This is a genomic window from Methylovulum miyakonense HT12 (genome assembly GCF_000384075.1).
GTDB classification, from domain to species: Bacteria; Pseudomonadota; Gammaproteobacteria; order Methylococcales; family Methylomonadaceae; genus Methylovulum; species Methylovulum miyakonense.
In genome coordinates this window covers 3,679,363-3,700,798 of record NZ_KB913025.1, presented here as the reverse complement: position 1 = coordinate 3,700,798, position 21,436 = coordinate 3,679,363, and the positions used below count along the sequence as shown (strand labels likewise).

The following is a 21,436-nucleotide window of genomic DNA, read 5'->3' as shown; positions in this document are numbered from 1 at the left end:
AATAACGGTGACATAGCCTAAAAACAAAGCCCGACGGAAACGCTGGTAGGGCTTAATGCGCAATCTACTTGATTTTATAGCCCGTTCTAAAGTTAAACGGTTTTAGAGTGAGATGGGGGTAAGATTAAAAGGGGGGATACTGGATATGATTATAAATGCAAGAATCAGCTTGGAATATGGCTAAAAACCGTTAGACTCTAACGTTTTTGAAGCAATTTAGATTTTTAATCATAAGCATAGGAAAGAATAAGCATCATGACAGTAAAACACACGCTCACCGCCTTCAAACTTGTCCTGCTGCTATTCGGTAGCCAATCGGTAATGGCAGCCAACTTTAGTTTTACCGGCAATTTCACCTACGACAACGACATACAGTTTTTTGATTTTTCCATCGCGGCCGATTCGCCCGCCGTCCTTATCCACACCTTTTCACTGAATGGCGGTGTCAACGCGGATGGCACACCTATAGCGGGCGGTGGTTTTGATCCCTATCTTGCCCTATTCAACAAAGCCGACGGGGCTTGGGTTTATTCTACCGAAACGAAGAACGATGCGGATGAGGCGGTTATTACCGCGAACCCTTTATTAGCCGGTGATTACATTTTGGCATTGACGCAATTCGACAACATCAGGGCTGGAGATTTTTTGTCAGATGGCTTTGCTTACGCGCTAGGATTGACTAATTTTGGCGTTGCACCCTTTACTGCCTATAGCGGCGGCAGTAGCGGCCATTGGGCGGTTGACATCAGCAATGTCGATGCAGCCAGCGCTTCGTCCAGTGTCCCGGCACCTGCAACGTTGACATTGACACTCATCGGCCTGATCGGTTTGGGTGCCAGACACCGCAAAACCCGCATCCCCTCCCTTGTTACAGCCTGATCCTCCATAACCTAAACGCAAGGAACCGCCATGAATGCCCACCTAAAATCCCTCCGCGCCCTTATCCTGTTAGCCAGCCTTAGCCCGTTGGCGGCCCAGGCCGTGGTTGTCCCCCTCTCCGCCGACACCAACGTGGCCTTGCCGAACGTCGGCGCCGCCCAAGCCATCAACATCCGGCCCGCCACCAAAGCGTTGTTGGCTTTTGATTTGTCAACCTTGCCCGGCGGCATCACGTCCAGCGACATTGCCAAAGCGACGCTGGTGTTTTATGTAAAAACCGTGCCGGCCAGCGGCAAGATCCAAGCCAGTCCCGTTACCCAAGCCTGGAACGAAACTACCGTTACCGCCGCCCCCAGCCAAAGCGCGGCAGCGGCAAGTAGCGCTGTCATCAGCCGAGGCAACACTTATTTTGCTCTCGATGTCACCCATCTGGTGCTGGACTGGGTTGATATTCCCGCCAGCAACAAAGGCCTCGTGCTTGAGCCGGATAGCTCGACACCGGCAGCGTCTATCACGCTAGATAGCAAAGAAGCCATCCAAACCAGCCATCCCGCCTATATCGAAATCACCTTGAAAGGGCCTGCGGGAGCTGCTGGTGCGAAAGGTGACACGGGCGCGACAGGTTCGCAAGGCCCGGCTGGTGCAACGGGTGCAAAAGGTGACACAGGGGCGAAAGGTGATACGGGAGCAACGGGTTCAAAAGGTGACACGGGCGCCACAGGCACCTTTCAAACCGGTACGCAAGCCGGTCAAATGCTTTATTGGGATGGTAGTGCGTGGATTACCATAGCGCCGGGAACGCATAAACAATCACTAAGCTATTGCAACGGCGTACCCACATGGGGGGATTGCCCAATATTAGTGGGTGATGACTACCTAGGCGGTAAAGTCGCGTATATTTTACAGGCTGGCGATCCAGGTTACGATGCCCATGTCCAGCATGGTTTAATAGCGGCCCCCAGTGATCAAAGTACTCATATCGGGTGGGGTTGTGATAGAACAGCCATTTCAGGAGCCCATGGCACCGCCATAGGTACCGGCCAACAGAACACCTCAGCTATCAAAGCGGGTTGTTTAGAACTAGGGGCAGCAAGATTTGCTACCATAAATGGTTATAACGACTGGTATTTACCCAGCAAAGACGAGTTAAAGCAATTGTATGTCAATAGAACCGCTATCGGGGGTTTTACCGATCTCTCGTACTGGAGTTCGTCCGAGGTCATCAACACCCTCGCGTGGTGCCAGTTCTTCGACAACGGCCTTCAGAGCAACTGCGTTAAGTTCGGCCCGATGGCAGTCCGTGCGGTGAGGGCTTTTTAACCCTTCAACCTTGGTGGTTAGGTTTTGACTTGGAGCGCGGACATCTTGACCACATAAGGCGCGGACAGCGAGACCTGCGCTCCAGCTAAGGCCACCACGCCAACCCTTTAATCGTTTAACAGAACCTTGTAGCGGTCAAATTTTTGGCGTAAAAAACCAGCTTCTTACGTCGGCTGAAATTTACTAAAAATCCATTTACGCGGACCCTAAAATCTCCAAGGAACCACCATGAATTTTCCAAATGCACTTCGGGCCCTTATCCTGTTAGCCAGCCTTAGCCCGTTGGCGGCCCAGGCCGTAATCGCCCCCCTCACCGCCGACACCAACGTGGCCTTGCCGAATGTCGGAGCCGCCCAAGCCATCAACATCCGGCCCGCCACCAAAGCGTTGCTGGCTTTTGATTTGTCAACCTTGCCCGTCGGCATCACGTCCAGCGACATTGCCAAAGCGACACTGGTGTTGTATGTAAAAACCGTACCGGCCAGCGGCAAGATCCAAGTCAGCCCTGTTACCCAAACCTGGAACGAAACCACCGTCACCACCGCCCCCAGCCAAGGCGCGGCAACGGCAAGCAGCGCCATCATCAGCCGGGGCAACACTTATTTTGCCCTCGATGTCACTAATCTGGTACTGGACTGGGTTGATACTCCCGCCAACAACCAAGGCCTCGTGCTTGAGCCGGATAGCTCGACACCGGCAGCATCCATCACGCTAGATAGCAAAGAAGCCATCCAAACCAGCCACCCTGCCTATATCGAAATCGCCTTGAAAGGCCCGGCGGGGGCGGTGGGGGCAAAAGGCGATAAGGGTGACAAAGGTGACACGGGCGTACCAGGCTTGGCGGGCGCAAACGGCCTAACCACCTCCGTGAATGGTGTCACGCAAATTGCCGGTGCCATCACCTTAAAGACAACCCATATTGGTTTAGGCAATGTGGATAACACCAGCGATGCGAACAAACCCGTCAGCACGGCTACCCAAAACGCATTAGCTGGAAAAGCCAATCTCGCTTCGCCCACATTCACTGGCGTACCCGTCGCACCGACCGCCACGGCGGGGACCAACACCAACCAACTGGCGACGACGGCTTTCGCCAGCAATGCCGCAGGTATCCATGCCATTGGCGAGAGCTATGGCGGCGGTAAAGTATTTTATGTTTATGATGGCGGACGGCACGGTTTAATCGCCGCCACAACCGACCAAAGCACGTCCATACCATGGTATAACGGAACTTATAGAGTTACCGGCACCACAGGCGATGGCGTAGGCGCCGGTGCCATGAACACCGCGATGATAGTGGCGACCCAAATCAGCGATACTCTAGCGGGTAATTTTGCTGCGAAAGTGTGTGCCGATTATTCAGTGACCGTTGACGGCGTTACTTATGGTGACTGGTACTTACCGTCAAAATTTGAGCTGAATCTGATGTACCAGAACATCGGGCCGGGGGCTGCCGCGCCGTTAACCAATGCCGGGGGGTTTGCCGCCGCCTTATACTGGGGTTCGTCCGAGTACGACGGCAGCAACGCTTGGTACCAGTATTTCGCCAGTGGCGCCCAGAATAACAACAATAAGCGCTACGCGTTTTATGTCCGTGCTGCGAGGGCTTTTTAACTATTTTTCCCACGAAGAGGCGGTCGATTTTTTTGGCGTAAAAAACCTGTTTTTTACGCCAGCTAAAATTTACCTCCCGCTTTGCGGCCTAATCATCTCCCCCTGCAAGGAACCGCCATGAATTTCCCCCTAAAGTTTCTCCGCGCCGCTATCCTGTAAGCCAGCCTTGCCAAGCCGATGGCCTTGTTCTGACTTCAGTATGCGTAGCGCGGCCAGATAATCTTCCACTTCCCGGAAGCTGGTTAAAACCGTCTGCCAGTGCGGCGACGCTGGCATCGAAGTTGTTCATGGCGGCGGTCATTTGCGCACTGTGCGAGCCGCCGTCAAACAGCGGCAAGGCTAACGCGGCAGGCTCTAATGGGCCCAATATTAGCGGCAGTCGTATGTCCCACTGTTTATACTCTGAACGGTCACAATTCGATTTTTTATGTAGGGCACTCATTTATGCGTGTCCTACAAAAGCGTGTGAGCCGTAAACATAACCGCGCGAAAGCATGAACAAACCTGACAGATTTTAAATATCCGCCAGGTTTTTATCCTCATTGCACTGCCCGTGGGCTATTTGAACTTGTTAAATACGCTTTTAACCGTTTATTCCCTAAGTGCGTCACCGCACCGATTCTAAATGGTGTTTTTAGTAAGCTCTTCCAACGTACATTCATTGCCAAAATGCCACAATTATCAGCCATCGCGGGGAATTGCGCCCGGGTCTGTTGGGAATGAAACCAAAAGCACGGGGCTGCAACAACCCTTATTGGGGGGTGTGCAGTAACAAATAATCCGCTGGACAATAAAGTGCCTGAAAAGGCCTAGGAGAAAGCCATGTATAAAGCCATTTTTTGTATCGCCCCAACGATCGGCCAGGCAGAGGCCATTGTTAATAACCTAATGACGGCTGGTTTTTCAAATAATGACATATCAGTGCTGTTTGCCGACAAATCCGGCAACCAAGGTTTGACGCATGAAAAAGGAACCAAGGTTCAGGAAAGGATCGCTATTGATGGGGCAGTGGCGTTTGGCGGGGGGCTCGAATGGTTAGCGGGGATGGGCAGCCTGACTATCCCGGGGACTGGCCCGTTTATTGCCGCCGGCCCCATCATGAGCGCATTGGGCAATACCCCGGTTGGTGTTGCCAGAATGGGTTTGGCTGAGGCTTTAATTGGGGTGGGCATTCCCGAGTATGAGACCAACGATTATCAAGAAAAAATCAAAGAAGGGGGGGTGCTGTTTTCGGTCAATACGGCAAGTTCCGAAAACCGGGACAGTGTGAAAGAGATTTTTGGGCAAGCTGATGCCGAGAATATTTCTTCGACTGAGGAATCATCCCCAGCCACTACTTATTAAGTGGATGGCCATTAAAGGCATAGGCGTGTGTTAATCGCCATAAGACGAATGGGCGATCCTAACGGTAAGACATAGGGCGGCTTGTGCGCACCCTTGCCAGCATCCAGTTTAGCTATCATGCCTGTCCTTAAGCATTTGGGGTTTTAGCAGTAAAGCCTGTATCGAAGTACATGCGAACTGAATTTATCTGCCAACGCCCTGTTGGATGCACACAGATTGGCATGGAATGGCAGCGCCGCGGTAACCCGCCAGATGGTATTGCCGACATCATCGGCGACTAGCAACGCCGCTTGTTTGTCCAGCACAACGCCCACAGGCCTACCGAAGGCATCGCCATCTTCGCTGACAAAACCAGTCAACACATCTAAAGGCTCGCCAAAGGGCTTGCCGTTTTTGAACGGGACAAAAATAACCCGGTAGCCACTGCGCGGTTCACGGTTCCACGAACCATGCTGACCGATAAAAACGCCATTGTTAAAGGGTGCAGGCCAGACGGTATTTTTTGCAAACACCAAACCCAGTGACGCGGTGTGCGAACCCAGTGCGTAATCTGGCACACTGGCTTTGGCGACCAAGTCTGGGCGTTGGGGCTGCACCCGTTCATCCCGATGCGGGCCAAAGTAGCTGTAAGGCCAACCAAAAAAACTACCGTCAGTGATTGAAGCCAGATAATCGGGCACCAAATCGCTGCCAATTTCATCGCGTTCATTGACCACCGTCCACAGCGTCCCATTATCCAATTCCCAAGCAAGCCCGTTCGGGTTGCGCAGCCCGGACGAGTAGATGCGGTAGTTTCCGCCCTTTAAATCCACTTCCCAAATCGCGGCACGGCCTAATTCCTTGTCTATGCCGTTTTCAGCGGCATTACTGTTCGATCCGATAGTCACATAAATCCGGCTGCCATCCCGACTGGCGAGAATATTTTTCGTCCAATGATGGTTAATGGACCCCGCTGGCAAGTCCAGAATTTTAATGCCTGGCTGGAGGATTTGTGTGGCACCGGATTGATAGGGAAACTTCATTAGTGCATTGGTGTTGGCAACATAGAAATCGTTGCCTATTAACGCCATGCCGAAGGAGGAGTTAAGTCCTTTTAGGAACACCGTCCGCGTTTCCGCCACGCCGTCACCATTGTTGTCGCGTAATAGTGTGATGCGGTTGGCGCTGGCCATGCCTGCGCCAGCCCTGTCCATGACCTGCTCCATGAACCAACCTTTGATGCCTTTACTCTCTTCGGGGCGTTGTGGCGCATTGGTTTCGGCAACCAACACATCGCCGTTAGGCAATACATAAAGCCAGCGCGGATGGTCTAGTCCGCTGGCGAAAGCGTTTACAGCCATTCTTGATGCCGCGATGGGTTTTCCATTTGCAGGCCAGCCCACAGCGGGCGCGATGTTTACTGTGGGAACCAAGGTCGGGTGGGGTGGCGGCAATTGCGGATGGCTACCGACACCCGCCGAAAGCGGCAACTGTGCCACTTCGCCACATGCCGCCAAGGCTATCGCCATAAGCGCCGACAAACAAAGTTTTAGCTGGAAGGCTATCATCAAAAAATCTTAATGCTTCACGTCCGCCATTTGCCGACAACTTTCGGCACAGGCTTTACAGGCTTCAACACACTCATCCATACCGCCCATTTTTTCGCAGTCCAGCGCACAGGCTTCGCAAATTTCCGCGCAAACGGCACAAACCTGATGGTGAAAATGGGAATTGCTGAGCTGGAAATTGGCTGAAGTTTGGCAGATTTCGGCGCAGTTCATTATCAGACGGAAGTGTTCAGCTCCAACATGCTCGCCGCCTGCTTCCAGGCAATGGTTCATGGCGGTTTGCAAACAGGTTTTATGGCAATGGCAACAGGCTTTTATACAAGCTTGCATCGCTTCTACAGATTGGCTCAAGTGGTCCATTAGGATGCTCCGGGTTGGCAACTGGCGGCTTAAAAAAGCGGCTACCCACTTAAGGCGTTGCCGCTTAAATAGAAAACCGGGGGCTGAGCGGATCGGGTCATGAACGGCTTTTGTGCCTTGGCACGGCCATTCACCCGACCATCTCAGGGCGCACTCTAGCCATAAAAACCCACGCAGTCGGTGCGTTATCGCACAGTGCTAAGGCCAACCCTCTTGTGTCCAATAATTTGCCGGCCCCATAGCGGGCTTTATGTGTCACAACGCACCGACAACCGCAGGACTTGGCATTATTGTTTGACCCCTAAACGCCGCTAATCAACCGCCAGCACACAAGAGACAATTATGAAAAATCCAACCGTAATGACCGATGTTAAAACCCTGCGCGAACGCGCCCGCCAACATATCGAAGCCGGTGCGGTCACCTCAGGCTATCTTGCTGACCGGACGACCGTGCTGAAACTGCTTAATGATGCGCTGGCGACTGAAATCGTCTGTATGCTGCGCTACCGTCGCCATCATTTTATGGTGCGGGGCATCCACTCCCAAGCCATTTCCGAAGAATTCCAATTGCATTCTGACGAAGAGCTGGAACATGCCGATTTGCTCGCCGAACGCATTGTCCAACTAGGCGGGGAGCCTGATTTTTCACCTGAAAATTTAATGGCCCGTAGCCACGCCGAATATGTGGAAGGGGTCACGCTGGCGGACATGATTGAGGAAAACCTTGTCGCGGAGCGTATTGCCATCGACAGCTACCGAGAATTTATCCAGTACCTAGGCAACCAAGACCCCACCACGCAACGTCTGCTGGAGTCTATCCTCGCCGTGGAAGAGGAACATGCGGATGATTTGTCCGATTTGCTGTTTGCCATGCCGCCGAAACAGACGGTTAATTAGCCAACCACCAACCTATCCCCACCCATGACGGATACCTTGCCGTCGCTTAAGATCACCGCTTAAGATCACCTGGAGCAAGCTAATGGCCCAAACCTCAACTACGGATTTAACTGCACCAGAAGTACCGCCTATTGCTATTGGTAACGGCGGCGAATGGCATCAGTCCGCCACCGCCGACCAACCCACATTGACAACCAATCAAGGTTTGCCGATTGCCGACAACCAAAATTCCTTGCGTGCGAATCCCAAAGGCCCGACCTTGCTGGAAGATTTTATCCTACGCGAAAAAATCACCCATTTCGACCACGAGCGCATTCCAGAGCGCATCGTCCACGCGCGTGGCACAGGCGCACACGGCTTTTTCGAACTGACCCATTCCCTAGCGAACTATACCATTGCCAAAGTGCTGACCGAAGTGGGGGTGCAAACGCCGTTGTTCACGCGTATTTCTACCGTTGCGGGCGGATCGGGTTCTGCCGATACCCCGCGTGATGTCCGGGGGTTTGCGGTCAAGTTTTACACCAAGGAAGGCAATTGGGATTTGGTCGGTAACAATATCCCGGTATTTTTCATCCAAGACGCCATTAAATTCCCCGACCTGATCCATGCCGTCAAAATGGAGCCTGACCGGGGCTTTCCGCAGGCGGCCACGGCGCATGACACGTTTTGGGATTTTATTTCCTTAACGCCCGAAGCCATGCACATGGTGATGTGGATCATGTCCGACCGCACCTTGCCGCGCTCGTTGCGCATGATCGAAGGCTTTGGCGTCCATAGCTTCCGGCTGATCAATGCCAATGGTGAATCGACTTTCGTGAAATTCCACTGGCGGCCTAAACTGGGTTTGCAATCGATGCTTTGGGATGAGGCGGTCAAAATTGCCGGTGCCGATGCTGATTTTCATCGCCGCGATTTGTTCGAAGCCATCAGCGCGGGGGATTTTCCTGAATGGGACTTTGCCGTGCAGTTGTTCACGCAAGCCCAAGCCGATACCTTCCCGTTCGACCATCTCGACGCCACCAAACTGATACCCGAAGAACTGGTCCCCTTGCAAGTGATCGGACGCATGATGCTAAACCGCTGGCCGGACAACTTTTTTGCCGAAACCGAACAAGTGGCTTTCTGTCCGTCGCATGTCGTACCGGGCATTGATTTTTCCAATGACCCTTTATTGCAAGGCCGTTTGTTCTCGTATTTGGATACGCAATTGTCGCGCTTGGGTTCGGCGAATTTTCACCAAATTCCCGTCAACGCGCCGCAGTGCCCGTTTGCCAATCACCAACGTGACGGGCACATGCAAATGGCGCAACCGACTGGACGGGTGGCTTATGAACCCAATACCTTGGCGGCGGATTCCCCACACGAACAACCGGCCCTGGGGTTCCATAGCGCGGAGGTGGGGGAAACTGGCGCGAAGGGGCGCATTCGTGCAGAGAGTTTTGCCGACCATTACAGCCAGGCGCGGCAGTTTTATCTGAGCCAAAGCGCTTACGAACAGGCGCATTTGGCCTCCGCCTTGGTGTTTGAATTGTCAAAAGTCGAGCATCCGCATATCCGTGTGGCCATGGTCGGTCACTTGCGCCATATCAACGAAAACCTTGCCATACGGGTTGCTTCCGGGCTTGGTATTAAAGAACTGCCGCCCGCGCCCTTGGTGGCTATGGCCGTACAAGATTTAGAGCTATCCCCCGCATTGCAACTCATCGGCAAAATGAAAGCCACGCTTGAAGGCCGTGCCGTCGCGATACTGATTGCGGATGGCTCAGACGCGGCAAGCATCGTTGCGGTCAAAAAGGCGGTCACTGCCGCCGGTGCAAAAGTGAAAATGGTTGCAGCGAAAATAGGCAACGCGATACTTGCCGATGGTTCGGTTTTGCCAGTCGATAGCCAATTGGCTGGCACGCCGTCAGTCCTGTTCGATGCGGTCGCCGTCATCCTTTCCGAAGAAGCCGCCACTTTATTGGGTAAGGAAGCGGCCGCCATTGATTTCGTGCGTGATGCTTTCGGCCATCTGAAAGCCATTGCGGTTGATAAAGGCGGCGCGGCTTTACTGAAGCTAGCGGGTACCCAACAGGATGCGGGGGTCATTGCAATTGACATCTTAGGTAGTTTCGTTACCGCAGCAAAGACGCGCCAATGGGGTAGGGAAGCGGGCGTCAGGGGGCTTGCTTGATCCGTCACCAGATTTTTTTACGATTTGCACGAAGGTAAGCCATGTTCAAAAATATCCTTAAGCCTTCCTTTCTTAACCCTACTGGCACACCTGAGGGCAGCGTTGAACTGCGCCGCCAAGAGGCATTACTTAAAGCGGGGGCTTTGCAGGACGCCATCCTCAACAGCCAAAATTTTTCTAGTATCGCCACTGACGAAAAAGGGGTCATCCAGTTATTCAATGTAGGTGCCGAGCGTATGCTGGGCTACGAAGCCGATGAGGTCGTGAACAAAATTACCCCGGCCGACATTTCCGATCCGCAGGAAGTGGTCGCCCGCGCCGAAGCGTTGAGCATAGAACTGGGAACCCCGATCACGCCGGGCTTTGAGGCTTTGGTGTTCAAGGCCTCACGCGGTATTGAAGACATTTACGAGCTGACCTACTTCCGTAAGGATGGCAGCCGCTTCCCGGCGGTGGTGTCGGTCACCGCGTTGCGTGACGCGCAAGACGCCATCATCGGTTACTTGCTGATCGGCACGGACAACACCGCCCGCAAGCAAGCGGAAGAGGCCCTGCTCAAGGCCGGGGCTTTGCAGAATGCGATTTTCAATAGCGCCAATTTCTCAAGCATCGCCACCGACGCGAAAGGCGTCATCCAAATTTTCAATGTCGGTGCTGAGCGTATGCTGGGGTACTTGGCTGACGATGTGATGAACAAGATCACCCCCGCCGACATTTCTGATCCGTTGGAAGTTGTCGTCCGTGCCAAGGCCTTGAGCGCCGAGCTCGGAACGCCGATCACGCCGGGCTTTGAGGCTTTGGTGTTCAAGGCCTCACGCGGCATCGAGGACATTTACGAACTGACCTATATCCGCAAGGATGGCAGCCGTTTTCCGGCCATTGTGTCGGTCACGGCGCTACGCGACGATCAGGACGCCATTATCGGCTACCTGCTGATCGGCACGGACAACACCGCCCGCAAGCAGGTCGAAGAAGAGCAGAAAAAGCTCGACCAGCGTTTGCGCGACCAGCAGTTTTACACGCGCTCGCTCATTGAGTCCAACATCGACGCGATCATGACCACCGATCCGGCCGGCATCATCACCGATGTCAACAAGCAGATGGAGGCGCTCACCGATTGCACTCGCGACGAGTTGATCGGGGCGCCGTTCAAAAATTACTTCACCGACCCTGAACGGGCCGAGACGGGCATCAAGCGGGTGCTCAGCGAAAAGAAAATCACCAACTACGAACTCACGGTACGAGCCAGGGACGGTATGGAAACCGTGGTGTCCTACAATGCGACCACCTTTTATGACCGGGACCGCAAGCTACAGGGCGTGTTCGCCGCCGCCCGCGATGTCACCGAACGCAAACGCCTGGACCAGGTGTTGCAGGAAAAGAATGTCGAACTGGAAATTGCCAAGTCTGTGGCGGAAAAAGCCAATCTCGCCAAGTCTGAATTCCTGTCCAGCATGAGCCATGAATTGCGCAGCCCGCTCAATGCCATACTTGGCTTCTCGCAACTCATGGAATCCGATTCCCCGCCGCCGACCACCAGCCAAAAGGAAAGCATTGCCAAGATCCTTCAGGCGGGCTGGCATCTGCTGAAGTTGATTGATGAAATCCTCGACCTCGCCAAAGTCGAGTCCGGGCATGTGCCGCTGTCGCAGGAGCCGGTGTCGCTGGCCGAGGTCATGCTCGAATGCCAGGGCATGATCGAACCGCAGGCGCAACAGCGCGACATCCAGATGACTTTCCCCCCGCCCGACATCCCCTATTTTGTCCGTGCCGATAGGACCCGGGTGAAGCAAGTCCTCATCAACCTACTTTCCAACGCGATTAAATACAACATCATGCACGGGACAGTCGGGGTGGAATGCACCCAAAATTCGCCCGGACACATCCGGGTGAGCATCAGGGACACGGGCGGGGGGTTGGCTCCGGAGAAGCTGGCGCAGCTGTTCCAGCCCTTCAACCGGCTTGGGCAAGAGAACGGCGTGGAGGAGGGCACGGGTATCGGCCTAGTGGTCGCCAAGCGGCTGGTCGAACTGATGGGCGGGGTCATCGGGGTGGAAAGCGCCGTCGGGGTGGGCAGCGTGTTCTGGTTTGAGTTGCTCGCGATTGCCGGCCCCCACCTTTCCGAAGTGGACAGCGAGGCGGAGGCATTGGCGCAGCAACCATCGCCAATCCGCAGGGAGCGGCACCATACCTTGCTTTATGTTGAGGACAACCCCGCCAACCTCAATCTGGTCGAACAAATCATCGCCCGCCACCCTGATATTCGCCTGCTGACTGCTGTAAACGGGAGGAGCGGCATCGACATTGCCTGCTCATCCCAGCCTGATACGATCCTGATGGACATTAATTTGCCCGGCATCAATGGCTTCGAGGCATTGAAAATCCTGCGCTCAGACCCCGCCACGGCACACATCCCGGTCATCGCCCTCAGTGCCAATGCCATGCCGCTTGACATTGATAATGGCCTGAAGGCAGGGTTTTTCCGCTATATCACCAAGCCAATCAAAGTCAAAGAGTTTATGGAAGCGATAGATATGGCAATGGCGTCTGCAGGAAAACCATCTGAAGGCACAAACAAGGTAACGGAATACCCATGATAAATTCATCTGACATTCTTCAAGGCAAAATCCTGATTGTCGACGACCAGGAGGCTAATGTCCTTTTGCTCAAACAGATACTGCACGGGGCCGGCTATGTTGCCATCACCTCCACGATGGATCCGGCCGAGGTCTGCGAACTTCACCGCAAGCACCGTTACGACCTGATCCTGCTCGACCTTAAGATGCCCGGACTGGACGGGTTCCAAGTGATGGAAGGCCTAAAGGAAATCGAAACGGTTGATTACCTGCCGGTCATCGTGATAACTGCCCAACCGGACCAAAAGTTGCCTGCACTGAAAGCCGGAGCCAAGGATTTCATCAGCAAGCCGTTTGAACTGTCCGAAGTGCTGTTACGGGCACGCAATATGCTGGAGGTGCGCTTGTTGCACAAGGAGTTGCACCATTCCAACGACATGCTGGAACAACGCGTACAGGAGCGGACCGCCGATCTTCAGGGTAGCTATATGGAAACTATTTTCACATTGACCCGCGCGGCCGAGCACAAGGATGAAGACACGGGATCCCATGTCCAACGCATCAGTTATTACAGTTGCGAACTGGCCAAAATGCTGGGTCTGGATGATGCCTTTATCGACAAGATTTTTTTTGCCAGCCCCATGCATGACATAGGCAAAATAGGCATCCCTGACCATATCCTGCTCAAACCCGGCAGCTTCACGCCCGATGAATGGGAGATCATGAAGGGGCATGCCGCCATGGGTGCAAAGATCCTTGGTAACAGCAAGTCGCCCTACCTCATGATGGGGGCTGAAATCGCGCTCAACCACCACGAGTGTTGGGATGGCAGTGGCTATCCTCATGGCAAACGGGGTGAAGCCATCCCATTGGCGGCGCGTATCATGAGCATCTGCGATGTTTATGACGCCCTACGCAGCAAGCGGCCCTACAAGCCCGCTTTCGAGCATTTGAAGGCGGTGGACATCATCACGCATGGCGATGGGCGCACCTGGCCAGCGCATTTTGACCCGTTCGTTCTTACGGCTTTCGCGCAAAACCACCAAACATTCCGCAATATTTTCGAAAGATACGCGGCATAGGTTTTGATGGTGGCGGATTAGGTTTGTAATTTTATCTGTGGGCAATGCTGTTCTGCCCACCGTTTTATCTGGCCTTAAGGTTTCAACATATCTATAGGCGCTCAAAATATTACGGAACAGGTTGCAAACCCGTTCCGGCTGTGGGCCGCTTATTCGAAGTTGTTATGGCTGAAAGACCTGTATCAAAAAATGGATTGAGTCCAGTCAATTAAAACCATTTATCACCTACGTGCGACACCGTACCGATCTTAAGCCGCTTTTTCGGTATGCTCCTTATCAACTTACATCCAGAAACAATTGACGGCTGTTTTGAATGTAAGCCGATGCCTATAAAAGGCAATTATTATAAGGATACATAAGCGGTGAGGTGTCATGGGTAAGTATTTCATAGGCTGGCTGATGGGTGTGCCAGTGATCGTCCTGGCCATCATTTATATATTTTTCAACCATTAATTGTTCATACCTTAGGTTGTTTTGGCAAATACTGCGGTGGTTTTTGTCGTTGGTGTTTTTTAACCATAGCCTGTTCAAATTTACCTAAGACTTATTTTTCAAAGGAAACCAAATATGAAAACAAAAGATAAATTAGCCCATGCAAGCAGTCAGGCAGTAGACCTGTTCAGTGAAAAAACCGGGCAACTAAAAAATGCCGAACAGCATTTAGTGGACAACTGCCGTGGTTATGTCCACGACAACCCGCTTATTTCGTTAGGTATAGCCGTAGGGTTGGGCTTTCTTTTTAGCCGGTTATTGGGTAACCGTTAGCCACTCCGTTTTACTGCACAAAAAATTAAGCCCACTTCCCATTAATGTTAGATACATAGCCTAGTTATTGTGGGTTTAGAACCGTAAAACAGGCATGGACGCCGTTTGATTATGTTGAAAAAACTCACTTGAGGAGACCACTATGTCTACACGCTTAGGATTAATTATGTTCACGTTAGCTGGCAGTTTACTAATAACCGCTGGCATTGCCCGTGCCAACCATGATACCGCCATTTATTTGGCGGGTAGCTCGGCATTGGAAAATACCCGGATCAACATCCGCGATAAGGATGGCACGACTTTAACCCCGGAAGAACAGAAAGAAACCAAGACGGATATAAAAATCACAGCACATATCCGTAAAACCTTGGTTAAAGATGAGTCACTCTCAACTGATGCGCAGAATGTAAAAATCATCACCCGTAATGGGGTGGTGACTTTGCGCGGGCCTGTTAAAAGTGAAGCTGAAAGCATGAATCTGCAAAAAATCGCCCAGAAAACGCATGGCGTAACGCGGGTGGACAACCAACTTGAATTTAACACGCCATAAAGGCCTAGGAGAACGTCATGACTAAAGCAGTTTTTTGTATCACCCAAACTATGGATCAGACAGAAATTATTGTTAACCATCTGAAGATGGCTGATTTTTCAAACAATGACATCTCAGTGCTGTTCCCCGACAAATCCACCAGCCAAGATTTCGCCCATGAAAAGCATACCAAAGCCCCCGAAGGGGCTGCCATTGGCGGGACGGTGGGTTTAGGTGCGGGTGCTGTGTTCGGCTGGTTAGCGGGGATAGGCAGTTTGGCTATCCCTGGTGTCGGCCCGTTTATCGCCGCAGGGCCCATTATGGGTGCATTGAGCGGCGCGGCGGTCGGTGCCGCTACGGGAGGTTTGACAGGCGCATTGATCGGGATTGGAATCCCCGAATATGAAGCCAAACGTTATGAAGGGAAAATCAAGGGCGGCAGCGCCTTGATTTCGGTACGTGCGACAACCAGCGATGAGCGTGATATCGCGAAAAAAATCTTCGAGCGGGCCCACGCAGAAGACATTTCCATTACCGGGGAAGCCTCAATCAGCGCTTAAGCCTGATGATGCCATTACCTGTATACAAACCAATCACAGAGGAATTTTGTTATGCATCACATTGAACAAATAGAAAAATTGCTGAAAGACGAATTGTCAGCAACCGAAACCTACCTACAGGCTTTAGATAAATTTAAGGAAGATGTCGGACTAGGTGAAGCGGAGCATTTAATACCCATTTATGAAGACCATAAAGATGCCGTTTCCAGTTTACAGGCACTGACCCTTCGGTTGGGAGGGACGCCTGCTGAAGATTCAGGTGCGTGGGGGGCTTGGGCGAAAATAATCCTGGGTGGTGCGAGCATGCTGGGTAAGGAATCTGTATTACGGACTTTACAGGAAGGCGAAATAAATGGTGCCGAGGATTATCGGCGGGCGTTAGAGGATACCGAGTTGCTTGCTGATATTCGTGCTTTGATAGAAACGCAACTGTTGCCCGCCCAACAAGGGCATATCAATGCTTTAGAACGGCTGTTAGCTGTCGAAGCTTAGGCTTTTTCTATAGCATGTAAATTTTTGATTGATGACAGTATGGGTCTTCAGAGGAACATACTGTCATTTTTTCCAGCGCTACCCAATTCGACCGCCCTGTTACCATTCCCTTAACCCGCTTCTACTGATGGCCGCACCACGCGTCCGCCAGTGTTTTCCCATCAACTTACATCCTAACCGATATACCTAGGAGATCCGACATGGTTTCAACTGTACCAGACGTCATTTTTAAAACGCGGGCCCGCGATGAAAGTATCCCGGGCGATAACCCCTTCCGTTGGCAGGATGTCAGCACCGATGATGTTTTTAAAGGGAAAAAAATTATTGTTTTGTCCCTTCCAGGCGCGTACACACCGACTTGCTCAAACAAACATTTGCCTGGCTTTGAAGCCAAGTATCAGGAGTTTATTGATCAAGGTGTCGATGAGGTTTATTGCGTGAGCGTTAATGATGCTTTTGTCATGTATCAATGGGGCAAGCATTTAGGCATTAAGCATGTAAAGATGCTGCCCGATGGCAATGGCGATTTTACAAGGGCTATGGGCATGTTAGTGGAAAAAAGGAATGTTGGTTTTGGTAGCCGGTCATGGCGTTATTCGATGCTTGTCGATGATAAAAAAATCCTCCAAATATTCAGCGAACCCGGCCAAGCTGATAATAGCCCTAACGATCCCTTTACGGTAAGCGATGCCGACACTATGTTGAATTATTTGGGTTAAACGGGATTTGCGCCAAGGCCCGTTGAAATCAAGTCGGCAAAAAAATGCCTTTCAATTCTTCTGGCACTAGCGCGTAATTTCTCCAGATACGTTCCACATCTTCTTGATGATGCAGCCCAAAGCGGTCCGGGAATTTTTTTAGCAAGGCCACACCATTGGCCACTTGTGCCCGATGCAAAGACGCAACCGCTTGGATCACCAGCAACAAATTGTCATCAGCGATGGGCGCGTCCCGTTCCAAATAATCATTAACCATAGCGGCAAGCTCGATTGACGGCATTTGCACGGGGAGGAAAAGCAGCCATTTTTCGATTTCATGGTCTGATGTGGTGCGCATCACATCGGCCAGTATTTTGTACATGGGTTTTTCGCACCGGGAATAAGCCCAAATATAATTGAGCACCCAACCCCTGTCCTCATCCGTCAAGTTGCCCAAGTGTAAAATGGGTTCCGCTTGGCGGAGCAGTTCGTCAGATAGCTCGGTGAGTTGATATTTGCCGATAAAGTCACTGGCAAGGTATTTCAAATTCTTATGGCTTTTGGGTTCTATCCAAGTGCCGAGGATTTTGACGATTTCTTTGGGCTGCATTTTTACCAGCGTGTCGAAAAAGTCCATACTTTCGGTAAATGTGCATTCGCCGCTATTGGGCCGTGCCGGATATAGCAGGGTAGGGGTCTGGTCAATTTGGCTGGCTATTTCTTTCAATAAGCGGAAAACTTCAACGGGCGTGAGCACGTTATAGGCCTTGAGGGCTTGGTAAACCTGCTCTTGGCTCTCGTGCAGCAAGTTTTTAAGGATCTCTTCGCGAAAAAGGTGTGAGGTGTACTCATACGTCAAACCGATGACCACGGCAACAATCAAGGCAATTGACAAGTGTTCGGCCCAATTTTGCAAAATATCAGGAAGCATGGGTTGGAAATACTTCAAGAAAAAGGCGGTTGTCAAAATTATCCCGAAGATCAAAAAGGGGATGGCGGCATAATTCTTGGTTTTTGGGTGTGGCATAGTTTTAATCCAAAAGGCGCCGGATATGAAGGGAGGGGCTGCCTCACTGCCATTAAGTTAATAATTTAATGTAAATTTAAACAATGTATTACGAATTCGTAGGTCGGGTTAGCGTCAGCGTAACCCGACATTTTGGGTGCTGGCAGCGTCGGGTTACGCTATCGCTAACCCGACCTACGATTGACGTGTGCTAGAGATTGGAGGAACGGTCAAGTCTTCGGCTTTTACAATCCACGGTAGGGTACGCTGTGCGTACCCTACCTAAAAACCGAAAACTTGACCGTTCACAGCATAGGCTCTTAGCCAATCTGATGTAAAAACGTTAGCCAACAAGAGGAGCGTGTAGGTGTCCCTATTTTCCTGGACGGTTACCCGTAAGGACGCGCACGAATTAAGCTTGGCAATTTAAAAACCCTTTGAAGCACAACCTAAATTTGTACTTCTGGCCTACGGGACTTTACGGGCCTTATGCTTGGATTTAATACCCGCCCAAGTTATTGATCACTTCCGTCACTATGCCCGTCCCGATAGTAATCAATAAAATATCGGAGGCAACCCGCACTAAACGATAACCTGGAGGCGGTGGCCCGAGGGTAGTCAGCATTTCCGGAGGTAAATCGTAGAACACCACGTTCCTGGGTAAAGGTTGCCCCATAACCCATCTTTTAGCTTGTCCTGGAGGCATGCACCCGTTGTGTTTTTTTACCAAACCTGGAGGGCAACGGCCGGATTGATATTTATTGACATAGTAGTCCCGGACAATTGTCCGATGTTGGTCGTTGATGAAATACCTGTTGCCAGGGTTATGTCCGTCCCCATCGCGGTCATGGTTGTCGTCACTATTGTTCCGTTGGTCATTGTGCTCTTGGTGGTGCCCTTTATGCCCATTATTGTTGTCTTTGTCGGCAATTGCCGACCCCGCCGTAAAAATCACCACGGCGCTTAAAACAAGCTTGGCGATTAGTGAAGCTTTAAATTGTGTCATATCTTGCCGCCTTTTATTATTGGATTATTGGGGTAATTATGAAAGCTCTAAGTAGGGCGTTTTTTGCCGGAAAATTAGCTAGGTAGAATGCTTTGCTTTGTATACAGACCTAAGGTGTAACCGCTTTTCATGGCGACCTATTTCCAAGTCCTGAAAGAAAATATAGTGGAGTTCCCGCTAACTGTCTGTTCGATACCGTACAAACTTATTGTGCAAGTGCCTAATCTGTCGGAAATTAGGTGGGGATTGGGTACGGATGGCGCTCGGGTGGGTGGCGGCCAGAAAACCCTTCGTCCTCATAGGTTACCCGTATAAAAATTGTGCAGGTACCTATGCCCCACCGCCTTTGTCCAAAGGGGAATTGCTGCTGGACAAAGGCCTCTCCATGCCCTTTGAGTTGTGCGTGGGGAATGGTCGCCTTTGCGTAACCTCGGCGACAAGGCCTGGCAAACACAACCATCGGGATCAGGTGGTTTTCAACAATTTCTTACGTACCTTCTTGCTGACCATATCAATGAAATCATCGCTGTTTTCATATTCTTGGGCTTTGATAAAATCAACAATCGACGCCACCAGCGCTTTAGTTTTGGCTATTTCTTCATGTGAGCGCCCACAGCCTTCGCAATGGGTGCCATCTTTTGTGCATAAGTCAGCACAAGGGTTAAATCTCATAGGTTTTCTCAGGTTGGTTTGGTTTAGGCTTCCAAATGAGGCCTTGCGGCCTGCAATTATAAAACCGATATTATGTGGCCCATAATTTTTACAATTCAATAGGGACGCCTGGTTGGCCTTAATGGATGCCCAGGTACGCAATGCAAAACCGGTGTGCTATGTTGACTTTGCTGGGAAACCACGGCCACCAGGGCTTGCTGGCGCGACCAATCGCTAGGTACGGCGGCGCTTTTATCTCTGGAGCCCGTCTTTAACCAAAGGCCTAATCTCCTCGGCAGGATATTTAAGGTCGTATTTGATGTTACCCAACGGATCCACCGCTCCCCACAGCCCCCCAACCCACATTTTATGCTCCCCGTCCGGCTGCTCCACGCAACCCTTACAAACAATGGCGTAACCGCCGTCAAATGGGAAGCCAAAATCATAGAGGGGGGGAATGACGATTTTTAGCGATTTATCGATATAGCCTATTTTTCCGTTTTTCCGGATCCGGGCAAGGCCTTCGGCAAAAACATCAGGGCCATTATCGTAGCTAAGGGTTTTTCTGGCATAACCGTCGCTGGTCACATATAAAAAACTGTCTTGTGTCCGGACATAAGCTAGGCCGTCGGCATCATAGGCCAATCCAATGGCCACTTTTTTATTGATGAGCGCCTCATCTTGCAAGCCGCCCCCGCCCAAAAAAAGCAGGCATTGATTTTCATGCGCCTCATCATTTCCTGTGCTTGGGAAATACCAGCATTCGGTAAAATCATTTGCTGAAGAGAAGCCTGGGACAGCCAATAAGAGGAAAAACAGCCAACGGTAAAAACCCAATTTTTGGGTATGCCCACTCATAACCACCCCGCACGTTTTAAACGAAGATATAAAAGCGCACTGCCGAAAATCACCCCGCCAACGACCAGCGGGTAACTGTATTCCCAGTTCAATTCAGGCATGTGTTTGAAATTCATACCGTACCAACTAAACACCATGGTGGGGATGGCGAGTATCGCCCCCCAACCTGCCAGACGTTTGACCACTTCGTTTTGCCTGACGGTCTCGAAGGTCAAATGGACGTGCATCGCTGAGATCAGCATTTCCCGGGTGCTGTCTATGGCTTGGTCCACGCGTTTGATATGGTCGGCTATGTCACGGAAATACACCCGCACGTCTTTGGGGATAATGCCGTTGTGGAAGCGCATCAACTCATTGCAAATATCAATCACTGGCATGATCGCGCCTTTCAGCAACAACAGTTCGCGTTTGAGCTCGTACAAATCTTCCATTGTCTTACGGCTGGGCCGGTTCTCAAAAATGGCCAATTCCAACAATTCGAAACGTTCCTGCAAGCCGTCAATGACAGGCACATAATTATCGACAATAAAGTCCATGATGGCATACAGCACAAAGCCGGGGCCTTTGGCCAGCTGATGGGGCATGGATTCGCAGCGCGCCCTGATCTTGCGGTGGTCCAGCGCCGAACCATGCCTAACCGTAACCACGAACTGGCTGCCGACAAAAATATGGGTTTCGCCAAAATCGACGCTGTCTTCGCTTAAGGCGGCGGTGTGCAAGACCATAAACAAGGACTCGCCGTATTCTTCCAATTTAGGCCGCTGGTGGGCGGCGCAAGCGTCTTCAATGGACAATTCATGCAGGCCAAATTCTTCCTGGATCTTCAGCAATAGTTCGGTGTCCGCCTCACGTAGGCCCAGCCAAACAAAGGTTTCAGGGTGTTTAAGCACTTCGCTGATGTCTTCAATGGTGACATCGCCAAGGCTGATGCCGTGTTTATAAGCCACACATTTCATAACCATGCTGGTGTCGGTTTCCAAGCTCAAAAAGCCTCCTTATGATGTTGTTTAAAAACGCCGCCAACCCATGGGCCGTATTCCGGGCCGGATGCGCATGAGGAAAAAGGGACTAAGCAGGTT

Annotated in this window: 21 protein-coding genes; 13 read left to right on the top strand and 8 right to left on the bottom strand. The window is 51.5% G+C overall.

Translation table 11 applies throughout. The annotated features are described in order from the left end of the window. Positions 1-255 precede the first annotated feature (255 nt). The 3 genes from METMI_RS0118215 to METMI_RS25710 all read left to right on the top strand — a co-directional run bounded on the left by METMI_RS0118215 (position 256) and on the right by METMI_RS25710 (position 3,813). The gene (locus METMI_RS0118215; protein ID WP_019867738.1) at positions 256-879 is read left to right on the top strand and encodes a DVUA0089 family protein; all 624 of its coding nucleotides are present in this window, start codon (positions 256-258) and stop codon (positions 877-879) included. A gap of 30 nt (positions 880-909) precedes the next feature. Continuing rightward, positions 910-2,199, top strand: a complete 1,290-nt coding sequence (locus METMI_RS28200) for a DNRLRE domain-containing protein (RefSeq protein ID WP_019867737.1) — start codon at positions 910-912, stop codon at positions 2,197-2,199. 228 nt (positions 2,200-2,427) lie between these two features. Further along, positions 2,428-3,813, top strand: a complete 1,386-nt coding sequence (locus METMI_RS25710) for a DNRLRE domain-containing protein (RefSeq protein WP_019867736.1) — start codon at positions 2,428-2,430, stop codon at positions 3,811-3,813. A gap of 148 nt (positions 3,814-3,961) precedes the next feature. Here the strand turns inward: METMI_RS25710 and METMI_RS27535 are convergent, their stop codons facing one another. Beyond that, positions 3,962-4,255 (bottom strand): hypothetical protein, encoded by a 294-nt coding sequence (locus METMI_RS27535; RefSeq protein WP_019867735.1) that lies wholly within the window; start codon positions 4,253-4,255, stop codon positions 3,962-3,964. Positions 4,256-4,635: 380 nt separating this feature from the next. On the opposite strand from METMI_RS27535, the gene METMI_RS0118190 reads away from it, so the two are divergent. Continuing rightward, a complete protein-coding gene (locus METMI_RS0118190) occupies positions 4,636-5,157 on the top strand; it encodes a hypothetical protein (RefSeq protein WP_019867734.1) in 522 nt (173 codons plus the stop codon). Positions 5,158-5,300: 143 nt separating this feature from the next. Here METMI_RS0118190 and METMI_RS24550 read toward each other — a convergent pair whose 3' ends face one another. Both METMI_RS24550 and METMI_RS0118180 read right to left on the bottom strand, forming a co-directional pair. Next, positions 5,301-6,704, bottom strand: coding sequence for a PQQ-dependent sugar dehydrogenase (locus METMI_RS24550; RefSeq protein ID WP_083930397.1), 1,404 nt, complete (start codon positions 6,702-6,704; stop codon positions 5,301-5,303). A 9-nt stretch (positions 6,705-6,713) separates the two neighbouring features. Continuing rightward, positions 6,714-7,064 carry a four-helix bundle copper-binding protein gene (locus METMI_RS0118180; protein ID WP_019867731.1) on the bottom strand — a complete coding sequence of 117 codons (351 nt, stop codon included), beginning with the start codon at positions 7,062-7,064 and terminating at the stop codon, positions 6,714-6,716. Positions 7,065-7,406: 342 nt separating this feature from the next. Here METMI_RS0118180 and METMI_RS0118175 point away from each other — a divergent pair, with 342 nt between their 5' ends. From METMI_RS0118175 to METMI_RS0118130, 9 genes are all read left to right on the top strand, one after another. Next, positions 7,407-7,961 (top strand): ferritin-like domain-containing protein, encoded by a 555-nt coding sequence (locus METMI_RS0118175; protein ID WP_029151790.1) that lies wholly within the window; start codon positions 7,407-7,409, stop codon positions 7,959-7,961. Positions 7,962-8,043: 82 nt separating this feature from the next. Then, positions 8,044-10,134 (top strand): catalase, encoded by a 2,091-nt coding sequence (locus METMI_RS0118170; protein WP_019867729.1) that lies wholly within the window; start codon positions 8,044-8,046, stop codon positions 10,132-10,134. Between the two features lie 41 nt (positions 10,135-10,175). Continuing rightward, positions 10,176-12,731: a hybrid sensor histidine kinase/response regulator gene (locus METMI_RS0118165; RefSeq protein ID WP_019867728.1), complete on the top strand. Its 2,556-nt coding sequence runs from the start codon at positions 10,176-10,178 to the stop codon at positions 12,729-12,731. Then, positions 12,728-13,792 (top strand): HD domain-containing phosphohydrolase, encoded by a 1,065-nt coding sequence (locus tag METMI_RS0118160; RefSeq protein ID WP_019867727.1) that lies wholly within the window; start codon positions 12,728-12,730, stop codon positions 13,790-13,792. The genes METMI_RS0118165 and METMI_RS0118160 overlap by 4 nt, the downstream gene beginning before the upstream one ends. Before the next feature lie 567 nt (positions 13,793-14,359). Beyond that, the gene (locus METMI_RS0118150; protein ID WP_019867726.1) at positions 14,360-14,557 is read left to right on the top strand and encodes a DUF883 family protein; all 198 of its coding nucleotides are present in this window, start codon (positions 14,360-14,362) and stop codon (positions 14,555-14,557) included. 142 nt (positions 14,558-14,699) lie between these two features. Next, positions 14,700-15,107: a BON domain-containing protein gene (locus tag METMI_RS0118145; RefSeq protein ID WP_029151789.1), complete on the top strand. Its 408-nt coding sequence runs from the start codon at positions 14,700-14,702 to the stop codon at positions 15,105-15,107. A 17-nt stretch (positions 15,108-15,124) separates the two neighbouring features. Further along, entirely contained in the window at positions 15,125-15,646 is a 522-nt protein-coding gene (locus tag METMI_RS0118140; RefSeq protein WP_019867724.1) for a hypothetical protein, read from the top strand. A 51-nt stretch (positions 15,647-15,697) separates the two neighbouring features. Beyond that, a complete protein-coding gene (locus METMI_RS0118135; RefSeq protein ID WP_019867723.1) occupies positions 15,698-16,138 on the top strand; it encodes a DUF2383 domain-containing protein in 441 nt (146 codons plus the stop codon). Positions 16,139-16,338: 200 nt separating this feature from the next. Further along, entirely contained in the window at positions 16,339-16,857 is a 519-nt protein-coding gene (locus METMI_RS0118130) for a peroxiredoxin (RefSeq protein ID WP_019867722.1), read from the top strand. A gap of 28 nt (positions 16,858-16,885) precedes the next feature. Here the strand turns inward: METMI_RS0118130 and METMI_RS0118125 are convergent, their stop codons facing one another. The 5 genes from METMI_RS0118125 to corA form a co-directional block, all read right to left on the bottom strand. Next, positions 16,886-17,863 (bottom strand): hypothetical protein, encoded by a 978-nt coding sequence (locus tag METMI_RS0118125; protein ID WP_019867721.1) that lies wholly within the window; start codon positions 17,861-17,863, stop codon positions 16,886-16,888. Between the two features lie 478 nt (positions 17,864-18,341). Continuing rightward, positions 18,342-18,848 (bottom strand): hypothetical protein, encoded by a 507-nt coding sequence (locus METMI_RS0118120; RefSeq protein WP_019867720.1) that lies wholly within the window; start codon positions 18,846-18,848, stop codon positions 18,342-18,344. 465 nt (positions 18,849-19,313) lie between these two features. Beyond that, the gene (locus METMI_RS0118115; RefSeq protein WP_029151788.1) at positions 19,314-19,520 is read right to left on the bottom strand and encodes a DUF1289 domain-containing protein; all 207 of its coding nucleotides are present in this window, start codon (positions 19,518-19,520) and stop codon (positions 19,314-19,316) included. A 231-nt stretch (positions 19,521-19,751) separates the two neighbouring features. Next, positions 19,752-20,357, bottom strand: coding sequence for a WG repeat-containing protein (locus tag METMI_RS25700; protein ID WP_019867718.1), 606 nt, complete (start codon positions 20,355-20,357; stop codon positions 19,752-19,754). Next, positions 20,354-21,343, bottom strand: a complete 990-nt coding sequence (gene corA, locus METMI_RS0118105; protein WP_019867717.1) for a magnesium/cobalt transporter CorA — start codon at positions 21,341-21,343, stop codon at positions 20,354-20,356. Before corA ends, METMI_RS25700 begins: the two co-directional genes overlap by 4 nt. Positions 21,344-21,436: the final 93 nt, after the last annotated feature.